This window comes from Rubellimicrobium sp. CFH 75288 (genome assembly GCF_009904055.1).
In the GTDB taxonomy this organism is placed as follows: domain Bacteria; phylum Pseudomonadota; class Alphaproteobacteria; order Rhodobacterales; family Rhodobacteraceae; genus Rubellimicrobium.
The window spans coordinates 1-14,944 of the sequence record NZ_WYDP01000002.1 but is presented as its reverse complement, the minus strand read 5'-3'; the positions used below and the strand labels follow the sequence as shown (position 1 = coordinate 14,944).

The 14,944-nt window shown below is 72.5% G+C and carries 14 protein-coding genes and 1 tRNA gene; 8 read left to right on the top strand and 7 right to left on the bottom strand.

Annotation, left to right across the window (positions count from 1 at the left end):
- Positions 1-50: 50 nt before the first annotated feature.
- The 4 genes from GT358_RS02985 (at position 51) to GT358_RS02970 (ending at position 4,296) form a co-directional block, all read left to right on the top strand.
- Positions 51-908, top strand: a complete 858-nt coding sequence (locus tag GT358_RS02985) for a dihydroneopterin aldolase (RefSeq protein ID WP_166581107.1) — start codon at positions 51-53, stop codon at positions 906-908.
- A complete protein-coding gene (folP, locus tag GT358_RS02980) occupies positions 905-1,918 on the top strand; it encodes a dihydropteroate synthase (RefSeq protein WP_166581106.1) in 1,014 nt (337 codons plus the stop codon). The genes GT358_RS02985 and folP overlap by 4 nt, the downstream gene beginning before the upstream one ends.
- A 2-nt stretch (positions 1,919-1,920) precedes the next feature.
- Complete coding sequence (gene glmM, locus GT358_RS02975; protein ID WP_166581105.1) at positions 1,921-3,264, top strand: phosphoglucosamine mutase; 1,344 nt, start codon at positions 1,921-1,923, stop codon at positions 3,262-3,264.
- A 90-nt stretch (positions 3,265-3,354) separates the two neighbouring features.
- Positions 3,355-4,296 (top strand): manganese catalase family protein, encoded by a 942-nt coding sequence (locus GT358_RS02970; protein WP_166581104.1) that lies wholly within the window; start codon positions 3,355-3,357, stop codon positions 4,294-4,296.
- A gap of 185 nt (positions 4,297-4,481) precedes the next feature.
- Here the strand turns inward: GT358_RS02970 and ilvC are convergent, their stop codons facing one another.
- Together ilvC and GT358_RS02960 are read right to left on the bottom strand one after the other, a co-directional pair.
- Positions 4,482-5,504: a ketol-acid reductoisomerase gene (ilvC, locus tag GT358_RS02965; protein WP_166581103.1), complete on the bottom strand. Its 1,023-nt coding sequence runs from the start codon at positions 5,502-5,504 to the stop codon at positions 4,482-4,484.
- Between the two features lie 66 nt (positions 5,505-5,570).
- The gene (locus GT358_RS02960) at positions 5,571-6,758 is read right to left on the bottom strand and encodes an FAD-dependent monooxygenase (protein ID WP_166581102.1); all 1,188 of its coding nucleotides are present in this window, start codon (positions 6,756-6,758) and stop codon (positions 5,571-5,573) included.
- Positions 6,759-6,898: 140 nt separating this feature from the next.
- Between GT358_RS02960 and GT358_RS02955 the strand changes: the two genes are divergently transcribed.
- Positions 6,899-7,552, top strand: coding sequence for a GntR family transcriptional regulator (locus GT358_RS02955; protein ID WP_166581101.1), 654 nt, complete (start codon positions 6,899-6,901; stop codon positions 7,550-7,552).
- On the opposite strand, the gene GT358_RS02950 is transcribed toward GT358_RS02955, so the two are convergent.
- On the bottom strand, positions 7,515-9,269 hold the full coding sequence (locus tag GT358_RS02950; RefSeq protein ID WP_166581100.1) for a glycosyltransferase family 2 protein: 1,755 nt from the start codon (positions 9,267-9,269) through the stop codon (positions 7,515-7,517). The two genes, GT358_RS02955 and GT358_RS02950, sit on opposite strands and share 38 nt — an antisense overlap.
- A gap of 36 nt (positions 9,270-9,305) precedes the next feature.
- Positions 9,306-10,475, bottom strand: a complete 1,170-nt coding sequence (gene carA / locus GT358_RS02945; RefSeq protein WP_166581099.1) for a glutamine-hydrolyzing carbamoyl-phosphate synthase small subunit — start codon at positions 10,473-10,475, stop codon at positions 9,306-9,308.
- A gap of 123 nt (positions 10,476-10,598) precedes the next feature.
- On the opposite strand from carA, the gene GT358_RS02940 reads away from it, so the two are divergent.
- Positions 10,599-11,078, top strand: coding sequence for a GatB/YqeY domain-containing protein (locus GT358_RS02940; protein ID WP_166581098.1), 480 nt, complete (start codon positions 10,599-10,601; stop codon positions 11,076-11,078).
- Between the two features lie 7 nt (positions 11,079-11,085).
- On the opposite strand, the gene GT358_RS02935 is transcribed toward GT358_RS02940, so the two are convergent.
- The 3 genes from GT358_RS02935 to lipB form a co-directional block, all read right to left on the bottom strand.
- Entirely contained in the window at positions 11,086-11,610 is a 525-nt protein-coding gene (locus GT358_RS02935) for a DUF2244 domain-containing protein (protein ID WP_166581097.1), read from the bottom strand.
- A 7-nt stretch (positions 11,611-11,617) separates the two neighbouring features.
- Entirely contained in the window at positions 11,618-13,288 is a 1,671-nt protein-coding gene (gene ctaD / locus GT358_RS02930) for a cytochrome c oxidase subunit I (RefSeq protein WP_166581096.1), read from the bottom strand.
- A gap of 141 nt (positions 13,289-13,429) precedes the next feature.
- Positions 13,430-14,092 (bottom strand): lipoyl(octanoyl) transferase LipB, encoded by a 663-nt coding sequence (lipB, locus tag GT358_RS02925; RefSeq protein WP_166581095.1) that lies wholly within the window; start codon positions 14,090-14,092, stop codon positions 13,430-13,432.
- 119 nt (positions 14,093-14,211) lie between these two features.
- Between lipB and GT358_RS02920 the strand changes: the two genes are divergently transcribed.
- Both GT358_RS02920 and GT358_RS02915 read left to right on the top strand, forming a co-directional pair.
- A tRNA-Leu gene (locus tag GT358_RS02920) sits at positions 14,212-14,298 on the top strand.
- A gap of 214 nt (positions 14,299-14,512) precedes the next feature.
- On the top strand, positions 14,513-14,944 hold a 432-nt coding region (locus tag GT358_RS02915; RefSeq protein WP_166581094.1), incomplete at its 3' end, for an ABC transporter ATP-binding protein.

The following is a 14,944-nucleotide window of genomic DNA, read 5'->3' as shown; positions in this document are numbered from 1 at the left end:
GAGCCTGCGGCGGAGGGCTAGGCAGGGGAGCCGCCACGGGCTCGCCGGGAATGACCCAGGACCACCCCTCGCCCCTTCCCCCCGACCGGATCCACCTGCGCGACCACATCCGCGAGGTGGAGATCGGCGCCTTCCAGGGCGAGCGCGGCCGCCTCCAGCGGCTGCGCTTCGACCTCGTGGCAGAGGTGGACCGCCAAGGCCCGGTCGAGGACGACGTGGACCGCATCCTGTCCTACGACTGCCTGACCGAGGCGATCGACGCCGCTCTGGCCGAGGAACGCGTCAACCTGCTCGAGACGCTGGCCGAACGCATCGCCGCCGGCATCCTGCGTCACCGCGCCGCCGCGCGGGCCCATGTCCGGGTGGACAAGCTCGACCGCCTGCCCGGCGCGCTGGGTGTCGAGATCGTGCGCATCCGCGGCTCCGTTCCCTCCGGGGGTGCCGCGCTCGCGCCGCGCCCGCGCATCCTGTTCGTGGCCCATCCGCCCCCGGACCTCGCCCTCCGTCTCGACCGTCTGGCCGCCTCGGCCGAGGGTCCGCTCCTGCTCTGCGCGGGGGCGCCCGACCTGCGCCTGCCGCCGGCGGCGACGGCAGCGGCGGCCCGGCGCGTGGCGCTGCTCGCCCTCGACATGGCGGCCTGGACGCTCGCCTCGCTCGACCCGCGCGCCACCGTGGTCGCCACCCGCACCGAACTCGACTGGGCGCTGCGGCGCGGCCACCGCGCGGTCTGGGCGCCCTCGAAGATGGTGCTCGATGCCGTCGAGCCCCCCCCGGCCGAGGGCGGCCCGGCGCTCGCGCTCTGGCTCGCCCGCCTGCTCGGCGCGCGCGAGCTGCGCGTCGTCGACGCCCCGCTTCCCGAAGCCCTCCGGCCCGACGATCCCCCGCTGGTTCGGGGCTGGCCGGCATGAGCGCCTACTGGCGCCCCATCCCGATGACCGACCCCGCGCGCCCGCGCGGCGCGCTGCCCCTCGCCGGCGGTCCCCTCTGGTTCGATCGCGCCGAACGCCTGGCCCGCGGCGAGGCGCCCGAGATCGTCCCCGCCGCGGAGGTGCCTTCCCCCTGGCTCGACCGCCTGACCGCGCCGCGCCCGCCCGTCGCGGGCCTCCGTCTCGACCGGCCGCGCCTTCTCGGCATCCTCAACGTCACGCCCGACAGCTTCTCGGACGGCGGCCTGCACGAGGGGAGGGAGGCCGCTCTGGCCCAGGCCCGCCGCCTGGAGGCCGAAGGCGCCGACGCGCTCGACCTCGGCGCCGAGAGCACGCGCCCCGGCGCCCGCCCTGTCCCCGAGGCCGAGGAGGCCGCGCGCCTGCTGCCCGCGCTCGAGGCGGTCCGCGCCGCCACCCGCCTGCCCCTCTCGGTGGACACGCGCAAGGCGTCGGTGGCCGCGGCCGCCCTCGCCCGCGGGGCGGCGATCGTCAACGACGTCTCCGCCTTCCGCTTCGACCCCGCCATGGCCGCCGTGGCCGCCCGGGCCGAGGGGGTCTGCCTGATGCATGCCCAGGGCACGCCCGAGACGATGCAGGACGACCCGCGCTACGGCGACGTGCTGCTCGACGTGTTCGACACGCTGGCCGAACGGCTTGCGGCGGCCGAGGCGGCGGGGATCGACCGCGCGCGGGTCCTGCTCGACCCGGGCCTCGGCTTCGGCAAGACTCTGCAACACAACGTGACCCTCTTGCGGCGGCTGTCGCTTTATCACGGGCTGGGCTGCGGGCTGCTCGTGGGCGCCTCGCGCAAGGGGTTCGTGGGGGCGCTCGGGGGTGCCGCGGCCCCGCGCGACCGGGTCGCGGGCTCCGTGGCGGCCGCGCTCCACGCGGCGAGGCAGGGCGCGCAGGTGATCCGCGTGCACGACGTGAACGAGACCCGCCAGGCGCTCGGGGTGTTCCTCGGGCTCGAGGCGGCGCAGGATGGGACGTGAGGATGGGACGCAAGCTTTTCGGCACCGACGGGGTGCGCGGGACCGCCAATGCCTGGCCCATGACGGCCGAGACGGCGCTCCGGCTGGGCGCGGCGGCGGGTCGCTTCTTCCGCAACGACGGCACCAACGGCCACCGGGTCGTCATCGGCAAGGACACCCGCCTGTCGGGCTACATGTTCGAGAACGCGCTGACCGCGGGCCTCACCTCCACCGGCATGAACGTGCTGCTGCTCGGCCCCGTGCCGACGCCCGCCGTGGGCCTTCTGACCACGTCCATGCGCGCGGATGTGGGCATCATGATCTCCGCCTCCCACAATCCCCACCGCGACAACGGCATCAAGTTCTTCGGCCCCGACGGCTACAAGCTCTCCGACGAGGCGGAGGCCGCCATCGAGGCGCTGATGGACGAGGGCGCCGAGCCCGTCCCCGCCGACGGGATCGGGCGGGCCAAGCGCATCGACGACGGCCGCTTCCGCTATGCCGAGCGGCTCAAGGGTACCTTCCCCAAGGGGCGCGACCTGCGCGGGCTCAAGGTGGTGATCGACTGCGCCCACGGCGCCGCCTACCGCGTCGCCCCCGAGATCCTGTGGGAGCTCGGCGCCACGGTCGTCCCCGTGGGCACCGCCCCCAACGGCTTCAACATCAACGAGGGCTGCGGCTCCACCGCCCCCCGCGCCGCGGCCGAGACGGTCGTGGCCCACGGCGCCGATCTCGGCATCTGCCTCGACGGCGATGCCGACCGCGTCATCCTGATCGACGAGACCGGAGAGGTGGCCGACGGCGACCAGCTCATGGCGCTCCTCGCCGCCCGCTGGGCCGAGGAGGACCGCCTGCGCGGCGGCACGCTGGTGGCCACCGTCATGTCCAATCTGGGGCTCGAGCGGTTCCTCGCCGCCCGCGGCCTGCGGCTCGAGCGCACAAAGGTCGGCGACCGCTACGTGGTCGAGGCGATGCGCCAGGGCGGCTGGAACCTCGGCGGCGAACAGTCCGGCCATATCGTGATGACCGACTACGCCACCACCGGCGACGGCCTTCTCGCCGCCCTCCAGGTGCTGGCCGCCATGACCGAGACGGGCCTGCCCGCCTCGCGCCTGCTGCACCAGTTCGAGACGGTGCCGCAGATGCTGCGCAACGTCCGCTACGCGCCGGGCCGTCAGCCCCTCGCCGCGCCGGCTGTGGCTGCCGCCATCGCCGGGGCCGAGGCGCGGCTCAACGGCCACGGCCGCCTCCTCATCCGCAAGTCGGGCACCGAGCCGCTCATCCGCGTCATGGCCGAGGCCGAGGACGAGGCGCTGCTCGCCGCCGTGCTCGAGGAGATCGTCGCCGCCGTCGAGCAGGCGGCCTGACCCGGCAAGGGTCCGCCGATCGCATTCCCCTCCCGGGGGAACAGCCCCGCCGCCGGGCCGTTGCCTTCCTGCCACAGCAGGGAGGCACCCATGTTCCTACGCATCGACCGGCTCCAGGTGGAGCTGCCCGCCCCGAAGAAGCAGGACCCCGACGCCGCCGCCGCCCTTCTGGAACTGCTGGGCGGCAAGTACGGCGAGATGAGCACGCTCGGGAACTACATGTTCCAGAGCTTCAACTTCCGTTCCAAGTCCAAGCTGCGGCCCTTCTACGGCCTCGTCGCCGCCATCACCGCCGAGGAGGTGGGCCATGTCGAGCTGGTCTCGAACGGCGCCGCCATGATCGCCCACGGCCCGGACGCCGAGGGCGCCGACACGGGCGACGGCGGCGACATCTCCGGCGCGCCCTTTGCCGGGATGACGGACATCCGGCTCGCCGCCGGCTTCTTCAGCCACGGGGGCGGCGCCGTGCCGGTCGATTCCAACGGGCTGAGCTGGAACAAGGACATGATCACCACGACGGGCAACGTGGTGTTCGACCTTCTGCACAACTTCCACCTCGAATGCGGCGCGCGCCTGCACAAGCTGCGCGTCTATGAATCCCTCTCCGACCCCACGGGACGAGAGGTCTGCGCCTATCTCCTCGTGCGCGGGGGGGTGCACGCCCATGCCTACGCGCTCGCGCTCAAGAAGCTCACGGGCGTCTCGATCGAGAAGATGCTGCCCACGCCCAACATCCCCACCGACCGCATTCCCGAATGCCGCAAGTATCTCGAGGAGGGGGTTCACCGCCGCCTCTACACCTTCAGCCCCTCCGACTACACCGAGATCCGCGGCGTCTGGGAGGGGGAGACGGCGCTGCCCGACGACCCGCCGGGCGATCTGGAGGTGATCGAGGGTCCCCCCGACGGCGGCAGGATCCACGACCTCGTGGGCCAGCCCTCGGCCTTCACCCCCGACTACGCGCCCGAGGAATTCTACGAGATCGCGGCGCGCCTGACCAAGGCCGCCCATCAGGGCGCGGGGTCGCTCTAGGGCAGGGGGGGTGTTGCGCGAATCGCCCCTGGTGCGCGCGGTGCCCCAAGGTTTTGTTAACCTTTCGGCCCCATCCTGACGGCAGAAGGGGCGCCGAATCCCCGGCGCCCCGCTCGGAACAGGGAGGGGCGGACATGCCCGGACACAGGGATGCCGCCCCGCGCGGGCGGCCCGGACCGACGCGCTCAGTTGCGCGCGCGGTCCACCATCTTGCCCTTGGCGATCCAGGGCATCATGGCGCGCAGCTTCTCGCCCACCTTCTCGATCTGGTGCTCGTCGTTGAGCCGCCGCGTGGCCTTGAACATCGGCTGGCCCACGGCGCATTCGGCCATCCAGTCGCGCACGAACCGGCCCGTCTGGATGTCCTCCAGCACGGCCTTCATGCGGGCCTTGGTTTCCTCGCGCGGCAGGATGCGCGGTCCCGACACGTATTCGCCGTATTCGGCCGTGTTGGAGATCGAGTAGTTCATGGTGGCGATGCCGCCCTCGTAGATCAGGTCCACGATCAGCTTCACCTCGTGGAGGCACTCGAAATAGGCCATCTCGGGCTCGTAGCCCGCCTCGACCAGCGTCTCGAAGCCCATGCGGATGAGTTCCACGAGGCCGCCGCACAGCACCGCCTGCTCGCCGAACAGGTCGGTCTCGCATTCCTCGCGGAAATTGGTCTCGATGATCCCCGACCGGCCGCCGCCGATGGCCGCGCAATAGCTCAGCGCGATCTCCTTGGCCCGGCCCGAGGCGTCGGTGTGCACCGCCACCAGGCAGGGCACGCCGCCCCCCTTGACGTATTCGCCGCGCACCGTGTGGCCGGGCCCCTTGGGCGCCATCATGATGACGTCCACGCCCTTCTTCGGCTCGATCAGCCCGAAATGGATGTTGAGCCCATGGGCAAAGGCGATCGCCGCCCCCTCGCGCAGGTGATCGTGGACGTGTTTGCGGTAGGTCTCGGCCTGCAGCTCGTCGGGCATGGTGAACATGATGAGGTCGGCCCAGGCGGCCGCCTCCTCGATCCCCATGACCTTGAGCCCCTCGGCCTCCGCCTTGGCCCGCGAGGGCGAGCCCTCGCGCAGCGCCACGGCGACCTGGCGGGCACCGGAATCGCGCAGGTTGAGCGCATGGGCATGGCCCTGGCTGCCATAGCCCAGGATCGCGATCTTGAGATCCTTGACGAGGTTCACGTCGCAGTCGCGATCGTAGAAGACGCGCATTCCCTTGCCCCCTTGGCCTTCGGCATCCGGGGCCGTCTAGCGCGCCGCGGACCCGAGGGCAATGCGTCAGCCGGGGCGGTCCAGCCCGAGACCCAGCCGCATGAGCCCCCGGCGCACCGCGCCCAGATCGTGCATCGCCCGCAGCCCGAGCCCCCGCGCCAGACGCAGCGGCGCCGCCCCTGCGATCGAGGCGCGGTTGAGCAGGTCGATCCCGGCCGCCCGCAGGCGGATGTCGGGCTCGCGCATCCGAGCATAGTCGCGCAGCCATGCGTCGGTGCCGATCCCCCCCGGCCGCTCGCGCGCGAGCGCGACCAGCGCGCCCAGATCGGCCAGGCTCATGTTGAGCCCCTGCGCGCCGATGGGGGGCACGGCATGGGCCGCCTCGGCCATCAGCGCGGTGCGCCGCGCCACCAGCCGGTCGGCCGTCAGGGTGACGACGGGCCAGGCCTGCACCGGCCCCACCGGCCGCAGGGGCCCCATCACTCCGGCCGACCGCGCGTTGACCGCCTCGGCCAGGGCCTCGGGGGAGAGGGCCAGCAGGCGCCGCGCCTCGGCACCGTCCGTCATCCACACCACGGCCGAACAGGGGCTTCCCTCGTGATCGGGCAGCGGCACCAGGGTGAAGGGGCCGCCCCGCGCGTGGACCTCGGTCGAGACGCCCTCGTGCGGGGTCTCGTGGCAGACGGCAAGGACCAGCGCCTTCTGTCCGTAGCGCAGCACCCGCGCCCCGATCCCGCAGGCCGCCCGCACGGCGGAGTGGCGCCCGTCCGCCCCCACGAGCAGCCGCGCCGCGACCCGGCGTCCGTCCGTCAGCCCGACGACGACCTCCTCCGCCCCCGCGAGCCGCGAGGCAAAGCCCACGCCGCGGCGCAGATCGACGCCCGGCAGGGCCGCGAGGCGCGCGGCGAAGGCGCGCCGCAGGATGCGGTTGGGGACGTTCCAGCCGAATTCCGTGCGGCCCAGCTCGCCCGCGACGAAGTCGCGCCGGACCGGCCGGGGCCCGCCCGCCTCCACGATGCGCATGACGCGCAGCGGTGTGGCATGGTTGGCGATCCCCTCCCACAGGCCGGCCCCCTCCAGGACGACGCGGCCGGGCGCGAGAATGGCGGTGGTGCGCAGGTCGCCCGCCGGGTCCGGGCCGTCCTCCGGCGCCGGATCGACGCAGACCACCCTCAGGCCCAGCGTCCCGAAGGCCGCCGCCGCCGCGAGGCCCGCAGCCCCGCCGCCCGCCACCACGATGTCCACCCTGTCCATGACGGGCGACATAGGCCGTTGCGACCGTCCCGGAAAGCCCGCTGCACGCGGATCGGCGGCCCTGCCGGACCCCCGGGGCCGCACCGCCTTGCATGCCGGGACTCCGGGGGTAGGATGGGCCTTCCAGACGCGGACGCTCCATGCCTGACCCCCGCCACCAGACGCGCGACGCCTACGACCTCATCCTCGAGGCGATCGACGCCGGCCTCTACCGCCCCGGTGACCGGCTTGTGGAGAGCGAGCTGGCCGAGCGGTTCGGCGTCTCGCGCACGCCCATCCGCGAGGCGCTCCAGCGGATGGAAACCCAGTCGCTGCTCGTGCGGGACGGCCGCTCGCTCATCGTGGCCTCGCTCGACCACAACGACCTGGCCGAACTCTACGTCGTGCGCAGCGAACTCGAGGGGCTCGCCGCCCGCCTCGCCGCGCGCCATGCCACGCCCGAGGAGGTGCGCGTCCTGCGCGACATGCTCGAGGCCGACCGGGCCCTCGTGGGCGACCCGCAGGCTCTCAGCCGGGCCAACCGGCGCTTCCACCGCCAGATCCACCTCGCCTCGCACAACCGCTTTCTCGTCCAGCAGCTCGACCTCGTGCATCGCAGCATGGTGCTGCTCGCCTCCACCTCCCTTGCGGCCGAGGGGCGCGGCCGCGGCACGATCGAGGAGCACGACGCCATCGTGCGGGCGATCGAGGCGGGTGACGGCGAGGCTGCCGACCGCGCGTTGCGCGAACATATCAGCCGCGCCTTCACGACCCGGCTCAAGCTCGACGCCGCCAGGGCGCAGGCCGCCCAGTGACCGGCGGCGAGGGCGCCGCGCCGCGTCGCGGCAGCGTCGGCATGTCGAGGCCATGCGCGGTCTTGTCCCAGCGGAAGGGGCACAGCACCGCCTCCGCCAGCGCCCGCCAGACCGCAAACGTGCCCATCGCGAAGTAGAGGGGCAGGGTCGGCGCCCAGAGGGAGAGACCCGCCTTGCCCGCCCGCCGCGCCCCCAGTCCGGCCACGGTCCAGTCGAGCACGGTCGCCAGAAGGCACAGCCCCGAGGCCGCGAGCAGCGCCCGCTCCGGCAGCGCCCCGCCCAGCGGGTGCACGGCCAGCCCGAACGGCACCAGCCAGAGCGCCCACAGGAGCGGCGCCAGGGCGAACTGGCTCAGCGTGCCCAGAAACAGGATCTGCACCGCCCAGAAGCCGCGCGACCCCATCTCGCGCCACAGCTGCGCCGGGTCGCGCATGTGCACGGCATAGGTCACCGCATAACCCTTGAGCCAGCGGCTGCGCTGGCGGATCCAGGCCCAGGGGCGGGCATTCGCCTCCTCCTCCGTGACGATCGGCAGGATCTCCGTCCGGTAGCCCAGCCGGGCGAGACGCAGGCCCAGATCGGCGTCCTCCGTGACGTTGTGGGCATCCCAGCCGCCCGCCGCCTCCAGCGCCTCGCGCCGCAGGAACAGCGTCGTGCCCCCCAGCGGCACGGGGCATCCCAGCCGCGCCAGCCCCGGCAGGAGCACGCGGAACCAGGCCGCGTATTCCAGCGCAAAGCAGCGCGCCATCCAGTTCCGGCGCGCGTTGAAGTAGTCGAGCACGCCCTGGACGCAGGCGACCTCCGGCCCGCGGCGGGCAAAGCGGGCGGCCACGCGGCGCAGGTGGTCGGGGGCCGGCACGTCCTCGGCGTCGTAGATCCCGACGATCGTGCCCCGGGCCAAGCGCAGCGCGTGGTTCAGCGCTCGCGGCTTGGTGCGCAGCAGGCCCTCCGGCACCTCCACGACCTGCGCCCAGGACGGCAGGACGGCAGCGCCGAGCGCGGCGCGGGTCACGGGGTCGTCGTCCTCGAGGATCAGGAGCACCTCCAGGCGGTCGCGCGGATAGTCGAGCGCGCCGAGCCGCCGCAGCAGATGCCCGGCCACCGCCTGTTCCCGGTAGAGAGGCACGAGAAGCGACACGACCGGCCAGCGCGACGGGATCACCTCGGCCCCGGCATCCGTGCGGTCGCGCCGCAGGGTCGCCATCAGGGCGGCAGCCCGCAGCCCGGCGAGCAGCGCGAGCGTCAGCAGCGTCCAGCCCGTGAGCAGGCCAACCAAGACGGCCGGTGCGGTGACGGCCAGCCCGACCGCCGGACCGGCCGCCAGCGCGAGGACGGCCAGAAGGCGCCGGCGCGGCAGGGTCCGGCAGCTGGCCCAGGGGGGGCAACGCTCCTCGGCGGCGCGGGCGAGCAGGGGCCCCAGGGTCCGGCGCTGGGCCTCGGCTAGCCGGTCGGGCGCCGCGGCCGCCAGCCGGACGGGGCCCAGCTCGCGCGCGAGCAGCGGCAGATGCGCCTGCGCCCGCCCCGGATCGGCCGCGAGCACGACCGTGACCGCTCCCGAGCGGCGCCAGGGCAGCAGGCCCTCCCGCAGCAGCAGCACGGGATCGACCGCCCCGGCAAGCGCGCCCTCCGGCGGCAGGACGACCGGATCGACCTGCCCCCACGACCGGAGTGGCGCCGCTGCCGGCCTCGGGCCCGAATCGGTGGCTGCTCCCCGCATGGGGCGCAGCCTGGCGCCACGATGGTTAAGAACCCGTTAACGGCCTTCGGTGCCCTCGCCCCGCCGCGCCGCCATGGCCTCGGCGAAACGGTCGAACAGATAGGCGCTGTCCTGCGGCCCCGGACTGGCCTCCGGGTGATACTGGACGGAAAAGACCGGCCGGCCCTCGACCCGGAGCCCGCAATTGGACCCGTCGAAGAGCGAGACATGCGTCTCGACGACGCCCTCGGGCAGGGTCTGGGCGTCCACGGTGAAGCCGTGATTCATCGAGGTGATCTCCACCCGGCCCGTCTCGAGGTTCTTGACCGGGTGGTTGGCGCCGTGATGGCCGTGGTTCATCTTGACCGTCCGCGCCCCGAGCGCGAGCGCGAGCATCTGGTGCCCGAGGCAGATGCCGAACATGGGCAGGTCCGCGCGCTCCAGCACCGACCGGATCATCGGCACGGCATATTCCCCCGTCGCGGCCGGATCGCCCGGCCCATTGGACAGGAACACGCCGTTGGGCTCGTGCGCGAGGACCTCGGCCGCAGTGGCGGTGGCCGGCAGGACCACGACCTCCGCCCCCACGGAGGCGAGCGAGCGCAGGATGTTGCGCTTGGCCCCGTAATCGAGCGCGACGACGCGGAAGCGCGGCTCGGCCTGCCGTCCGAAGCCGCCCGGCCAAGCCCAGCGCGTCTCGTCCCAGCGGTAGGATTGCGCGCAGGTCACCCCCCGCGCGAGGTCGAGGCCCACGAGCCCGCGGAACGCCCGCGCCTCGGCCACCAGCCCCTCCAGGTCGAAGCGACCTTCGGGATCGTGCGAGAGGGCGACATGCGGTGCACCCTGCTGGCGGATGGCGCGGGTCAGGCGGCGCGTGTCCACGCCCCCGATGCCGATGCGCCCCTTGCGCGCCAGCCAGTCGCCGAAGGACTCGGCCGCGCGCCAGTTGGAGGGCTCGGTCGGGTCCCAGCGCACGACCGCGCCGGCCGCCACGGGCTCGGCCGCCTCGTCGTCCTCGGGGTTCGTGCCGACATTGCCGATATGGGGAAAGGTGAAGGTGACGACCTGCCCGGCATAGGAGGGGTCCGTCAGGATCTCCTGATAGCCGGTCATGGCCGTGTTGAACACGAGTTCGGCCGTCACCGTGCCCGTCGCGCCGAAGCCGCGGCCGTAGAACACGGTTCCGTCGGCCAGGGCGAGACAGGCGGTGGGGCGGAGAGCGGGCATGGGGGACCTCCGGCGGATCGGCGCGAGCCCTAAGGGCAGGGGGGGCAGGGGTCAAGGCATCGTCGGGCGGGCCGCTTGCGGAGAAGAGGGCAGGGGCCCTATGGAGAGCGGGGAGGATCGCCGATGACCCCGGACCAGCCGTCCCTGCGCGAACGGATCGACGCCGCGCTCAAGGCCGCGATGCGCGACCGCGACGCAGGCCGCACGGCCGTGCTGCGCATGGCGGCGGCCGCGATCAAGGACCGCGACATCGCTGCCCGCAGCGAGGGGCAGCCTTCCCCGGTGGGGGATGACGGAGTGACGGCCGTTCTGGTCAGGATGGTCAAGCAGCGCGGCGACAGCGCCCGCGCCTTCGAGGAGGCGGGCCGCCCCGATCTGGCCGCGCGCGAACAGGCGGAGGCCGCCATTCTCGAGGAATTCCTGCCCCGCGCGCTGTCGGAATCCGAGGCGCAGGCCGCAGTCGAGGCCGCGATCCGCGACAGCGGGGCCAGCGGCCTGCGCGACATGGGCCGCGTGATGGCGCTGCTGCGCGAACGGCATGCCGGCGCGCTCGACATGGGGCGGGCGGGCGGCCTGGTGAAGGCGCGGCTCGGAGGCGGCTGAGGCCGGCTCAGCGGAGCCGGGCCAGCGCGTCCTCGATCTCGGGCCGCAGCGCGAGCCGCTCCTCCTCGCTCAGGAAGGCCCCGATCTCCACCGTGCGGCCTGCCCCGGTCAGGGTCAGGTAATGCGGCACCGGCCCCCCGGTCGGGTGGATGGCGGTGCGTACCCAGTGCGGGTTGGCCTCCCACCGGCGCGGCGGCCGGAAGGGATCGTGGCGTTCGAGCTCGATCCGGTCGGGCCAGAGCCGCAGCTCCTCCAGCACCTCGCCCGAGCGGTAGGAAAGCCGCAGCGCCCACCACAGGCCGGCCAGCGCAGCCAGCAGGAAGGGCAGCAATCCCCACAGGACGGGCGATCCCAGCACCGGCAGGAGCGGCACGGCCAGAAGCGCCGCCGTGATCCCGATGAAGCCGGCAAAGCCGCGCAGCGGCAGCGACCGGTGGGGCCAGAGCCGCAGGACGGCCGCCGGGGGCGAAGCGGACGCGGCCCCGGATCGCTCCGGGGCCGCGCTGGGTCGTGTCAGCCATGCATAGGGCATGGGGTCCTCAATGGGCGTGGCTCCTGTCCCAGTCCTCGCGCCGCGGCAGGGTCTCGAAGGTGTGCTCCGGCGGCGGCGAGGGCAGGGTCCATTCCAGCGTGTCGGCCCATTCGTTCCAGGGATTGGCCGGTGCCGTGCGCGGCACGCGCGCCAGCACCCAGAACAGCGCGCCGATGAAGAACAGGAACGAGGCGAAGGAGAGATAGGCCCCGATGGAGGAGACGTAGTTCCAGGTGGCAAAGGCCTCGGGATAGTCGATGTAGCGCCGCGGCATCCCCTGCCGGCCCAGGAAGTGCTGCGGGAAGAAGGTCAGGTTGGCGCCGATGAAGAACAGCGCGAAATGCGTCCGGCCGACCCATTCGGGGAACATCTTGCCCGTCATCTTGGGCATGTAGAAGTAGATCCCCGCGAACAGCGCGAACACGGCGCCCAGCGACATCACGTAGTGGAAGTGCGCCACGACATAGTAGGTGTCGTGGTAATAGCGGTCGAGCGGCGCCTGGCTCAGCACGATCCCCGTCACGCCTCCGATGGTGAACAGGAACAGGAAGCCCAGCGCCCAGAGCATCGGCGTCTTGAACTCGATCGAGCCGCCCCACATCGTCGCGATCCACGAGAAGATCTTCACCCCCGTGGGCACGGCGATCGCCATGGTCGCCAGCATGAAGTAGGTCTGCTGGGTGAGCGACATGCCGGCCGTGTACATGTGGTGCGCCCACACGACGAAGCCCAGCACCCCGATCGCGATCATCGCCCAGACCATCGGCAGGTAGCCGAAGATCGGCTTTTTGGAGAAGGTCCCGATGACGTGGCTGATGATGCCGAAGCCGGGGATGATGATGATGTACACCTCCGGGTGACCGAAGAACCACAGGATGTGCTGGTAGAGGACCGGGTCGCCGCCGCCCTCGGGCTGGAAGAAGGTCGTTCCGAAGTTGCGGTCGGTCAGCAGCATGGTGATCGCGCCCGCCAGCACCGGCAGCGCGAGCAGGATGAGCCAGGCGGTCACGAAGACCGACCAGGCGAACAGCGGCACCCGGAACAGCGTCATGCCGGGCGCGCGCATGTTGAGGAAGGTGGTGATGATGTTGATCGCGCCCAGGATCGACGAGGCGCCCGACAGGTGCACCGCGAAGATCGCAAGGTCCATCGCGTAGCCCGCGTCCGAGGTCGAGAGCGGCGGATAGAGCACCCAGCCCACGCCCGCGCCGAGCTGGCCGTCGCCGCCGGGGCTCAGCATGGAGGCCACGCCGAGCGACGCGCCCGCCACGAACAGCCAGAAGGACAGGTTGTTGAGCCGCGGGAAGGCCATGTCCGGCGCGCCGATCTGCAGCGGCATGAAGTAGTTGCCGAAGCCGCCGAACAGCGCCGGGATGACCACGAAGAACATCATCAGCACCCCGTGATAGGTGATGAGGACGTTCCACAGATGCCCGTTGGGGGTGCAGTTGGCCGGGTCCTGCGGCCAGAAGAACATCCCCTCCATGCACATGTACTGCACGCCGGGATGCTGGAGCTCCATGCGCATGTACACGGTGAAGGCCACGGCGATGAAGCCGAGGAACCCCGAAACCCACAGATAGAGGATGCCGATGTCCTTGTGGTTCGTGGACATGAACCAGCGGGTGAAGAAGCCCCGCTGGTCGTGGTGCTCGTGGTGGATGGCGGCGTCGGCCATTGGGCTCTCCCCTGGGGGTGGTCGGTCGGGGGCGCGGCGGGACCCCTGTCTGTCGCGCTTCGGTTTAGCCGCCGCCCCCTGCCGAGGCAAGGCGAGGCGGATGCGGAACGGCGTCGCAGGGGGTGCCGCAGCACACCGGCCTCAGCCCCGGGAGGGGTCGGGGAAATGCCGTGCAAAGGTCCGCCGCAGCGCCGCATCGAGATCCCCCAGGCCCACGGGCAGACCGAGATCCACAAGCGATGTCACCCCGTGCTCGTGCAGGCCGCAGGGCACGATCCCCGTGAAGTGCTCGAGGTCCGGCTCCACGTTGATCGCCAGGCCGTGCAGGCTCACCCAGCGCTTCAGCCGCACGCCGATGGCGGCGATCTTGTCCTCGCGCGGGGTGCCGTCGGGTCGCGGCGGCCGGTCGGGCCGCACGATCCAGATGCCCACGCGCCCCTCGCGCCGCTCTCCGCGCAGGCCGAATTCGGCCAGCGCGTCGATCGTCCAGGCCTCGAGCGCGCGGACAAAGGCGCGCACGTCGCGGCCCCGCCGGTTCAGGTCGAGCAGCACATAGACGACCCGCTGTCCGGGGCCGTGATAGGTGTACTGCCCCCCGCGGCGGCTGGAATGGACAGGAAGGCGGTGCGGGTCGCGCAGGTCCTCCGGGCGCGCGGACGTGCCCGCCGTGTAGAGCGGCGGATGCTCCAGGAGCCAGACCGCCTCGGGGGCCCGGGCCTGCGCGATCGCCTCGGCGCGGGCCTCCATGACGGCGACGGCCTCCTCGTAGGGAACCGGCTCCGCGCTCGTGATCCATTCGACCATGCGCCCTCATCGCCCCGCCGCGCGCGCCTGTCAAAGGTCTCGGGATTTCCGCGGCGGCCCCGTGCGGAGCCCCTTGCGCGGCCCCCCCCGCCCCTCTATACGCCCCCTCGCCAGTCGGTGCGGTTGTGGCGGAACTGGTAGACGCGCAGCGTTGAGGTCGCTGTGGGGTAACACCCGTGGAGGTTCGAGTCCTCTCAACCGCACCAACCGGGCCGGTGGCCCGGCTCCTCTCCCTCACCGCCTTCGCAGCCCGTCATCCGTTCGCCCGCCGCCCGGTCCGGTGGCCTCCTGCCCGCGGGGCGACCACAAGATCGCTATCGGCCGCGCCGTCGCCGCCCGCCCGGTTGCAACCGGTGGGCCGCTTGGCGTAAGCCCTCCTCCAGAAGAAGCGCAAAGCCAGTGCCCACAGGGAGCCCTGCCTTGAACCAGACCAGACCCGACGAGGCCTTCGTCGAGTTCGAACGCGTGCAGAAGAGCTATGACGGCCGCACCCTGGTGGTGAAGGACCTCAACCTGACCATCCCCAAGGGCGAGTTCCTCACCATGCTCGGCCCCTCGGGCTCGGGCAAGACGACCACGCTCATGATGCTGGCGGGCTTCGAGACGGCGACGCACGGGCAGATCCGCCTCAAGGGGCGCAACATCAACGACGTGCCGCCCCACAAGCGCGGCATCGGCATGGTGTTCCAGAACTACGCCCTGTTTCCGCACATGAGCGTGGCCGAGAACCTCTCCTTTCCGCTCGAGGTGCGCGGCATTGGCCGGGCCGAACGCGAGGAGAAGGTGCGCCGCGCGCTGGGCATGGTGCGCATGGAGGGCTTCGAGGGGCGCCGGCCCGCCCAGCTCTCGGGG

Excerpts from the sequence above, each read along its gene's own strand:
- GT358_RS02985 (WP_166581107.1), top strand. The coding sequence starts at position 51 with ATGACCCAGGACCACCCCTCGCCCCTTCCCCCCGACCGGATCCACCTG.
- folP (WP_166581106.1), top strand. The coding sequence starts at position 905 with ATGAGCGCCTACTGGCGCCCCATCCCGATGACCGACCCCGCGCGCCCG.
- glmM (WP_166581105.1), top strand. The coding sequence starts at position 1,921 with ATGGGACGCAAGCTTTTCGGCACCGACGGGGTGCGCGGGACCGCCAAT.
- GT358_RS02970 (WP_166581104.1), top strand. The coding sequence starts at position 3,355 with ATGTTCCTACGCATCGACCGGCTCCAGGTGGAGCTGCCCGCCCCGAAG.
- ilvC (WP_166581103.1), bottom strand. The coding sequence starts at position 5,504 with ATGCGCGTCTTCTACGATCGCGACTGCGACGTGAACCTCGTCAAGGAT.
- GT358_RS02960 (WP_166581102.1), bottom strand. The coding sequence starts at position 6,758 with ATGGACAGGGTGGACATCGTGGTGGCGGGCGGCGGGGCTGCGGGCCTC.
- GT358_RS02955 (WP_166581101.1), top strand. The coding sequence starts at position 6,899 with ATGCCTGACCCCCGCCACCAGACGCGCGACGCCTACGACCTCATCCTC.
- GT358_RS02950 (WP_166581100.1), bottom strand. The coding sequence starts at position 9,269 with ATGCGGGGAGCAGCCACCGATTCGGGCCCGAGGCCGGCAGCGGCGCCA.
- carA (WP_166581099.1), bottom strand. The coding sequence starts at position 10,475 with ATGCCCGCTCTCCGCCCCACCGCCTGTCTCGCCCTGGCCGACGGAACC.
- GT358_RS02940 (WP_166581098.1), top strand. The coding sequence starts at position 10,599 with ATGACCCCGGACCAGCCGTCCCTGCGCGAACGGATCGACGCCGCGCTC.
- GT358_RS02935 (WP_166581097.1), bottom strand. The coding sequence starts at position 11,610 with ATGCCCTATGCATGGCTGACACGACCCAGCGCGGCCCCGGAGCGATCC.
- ctaD (WP_166581096.1), bottom strand. The coding sequence starts at position 13,288 with ATGGCCGACGCCGCCATCCACCACGAGCACCACGACCAGCGGGGCTTC.
- lipB (WP_166581095.1), bottom strand. The coding sequence starts at position 14,092 with ATGGTCGAATGGATCACGAGCGCGGAGCCGGTTCCCTACGAGGAGGCC.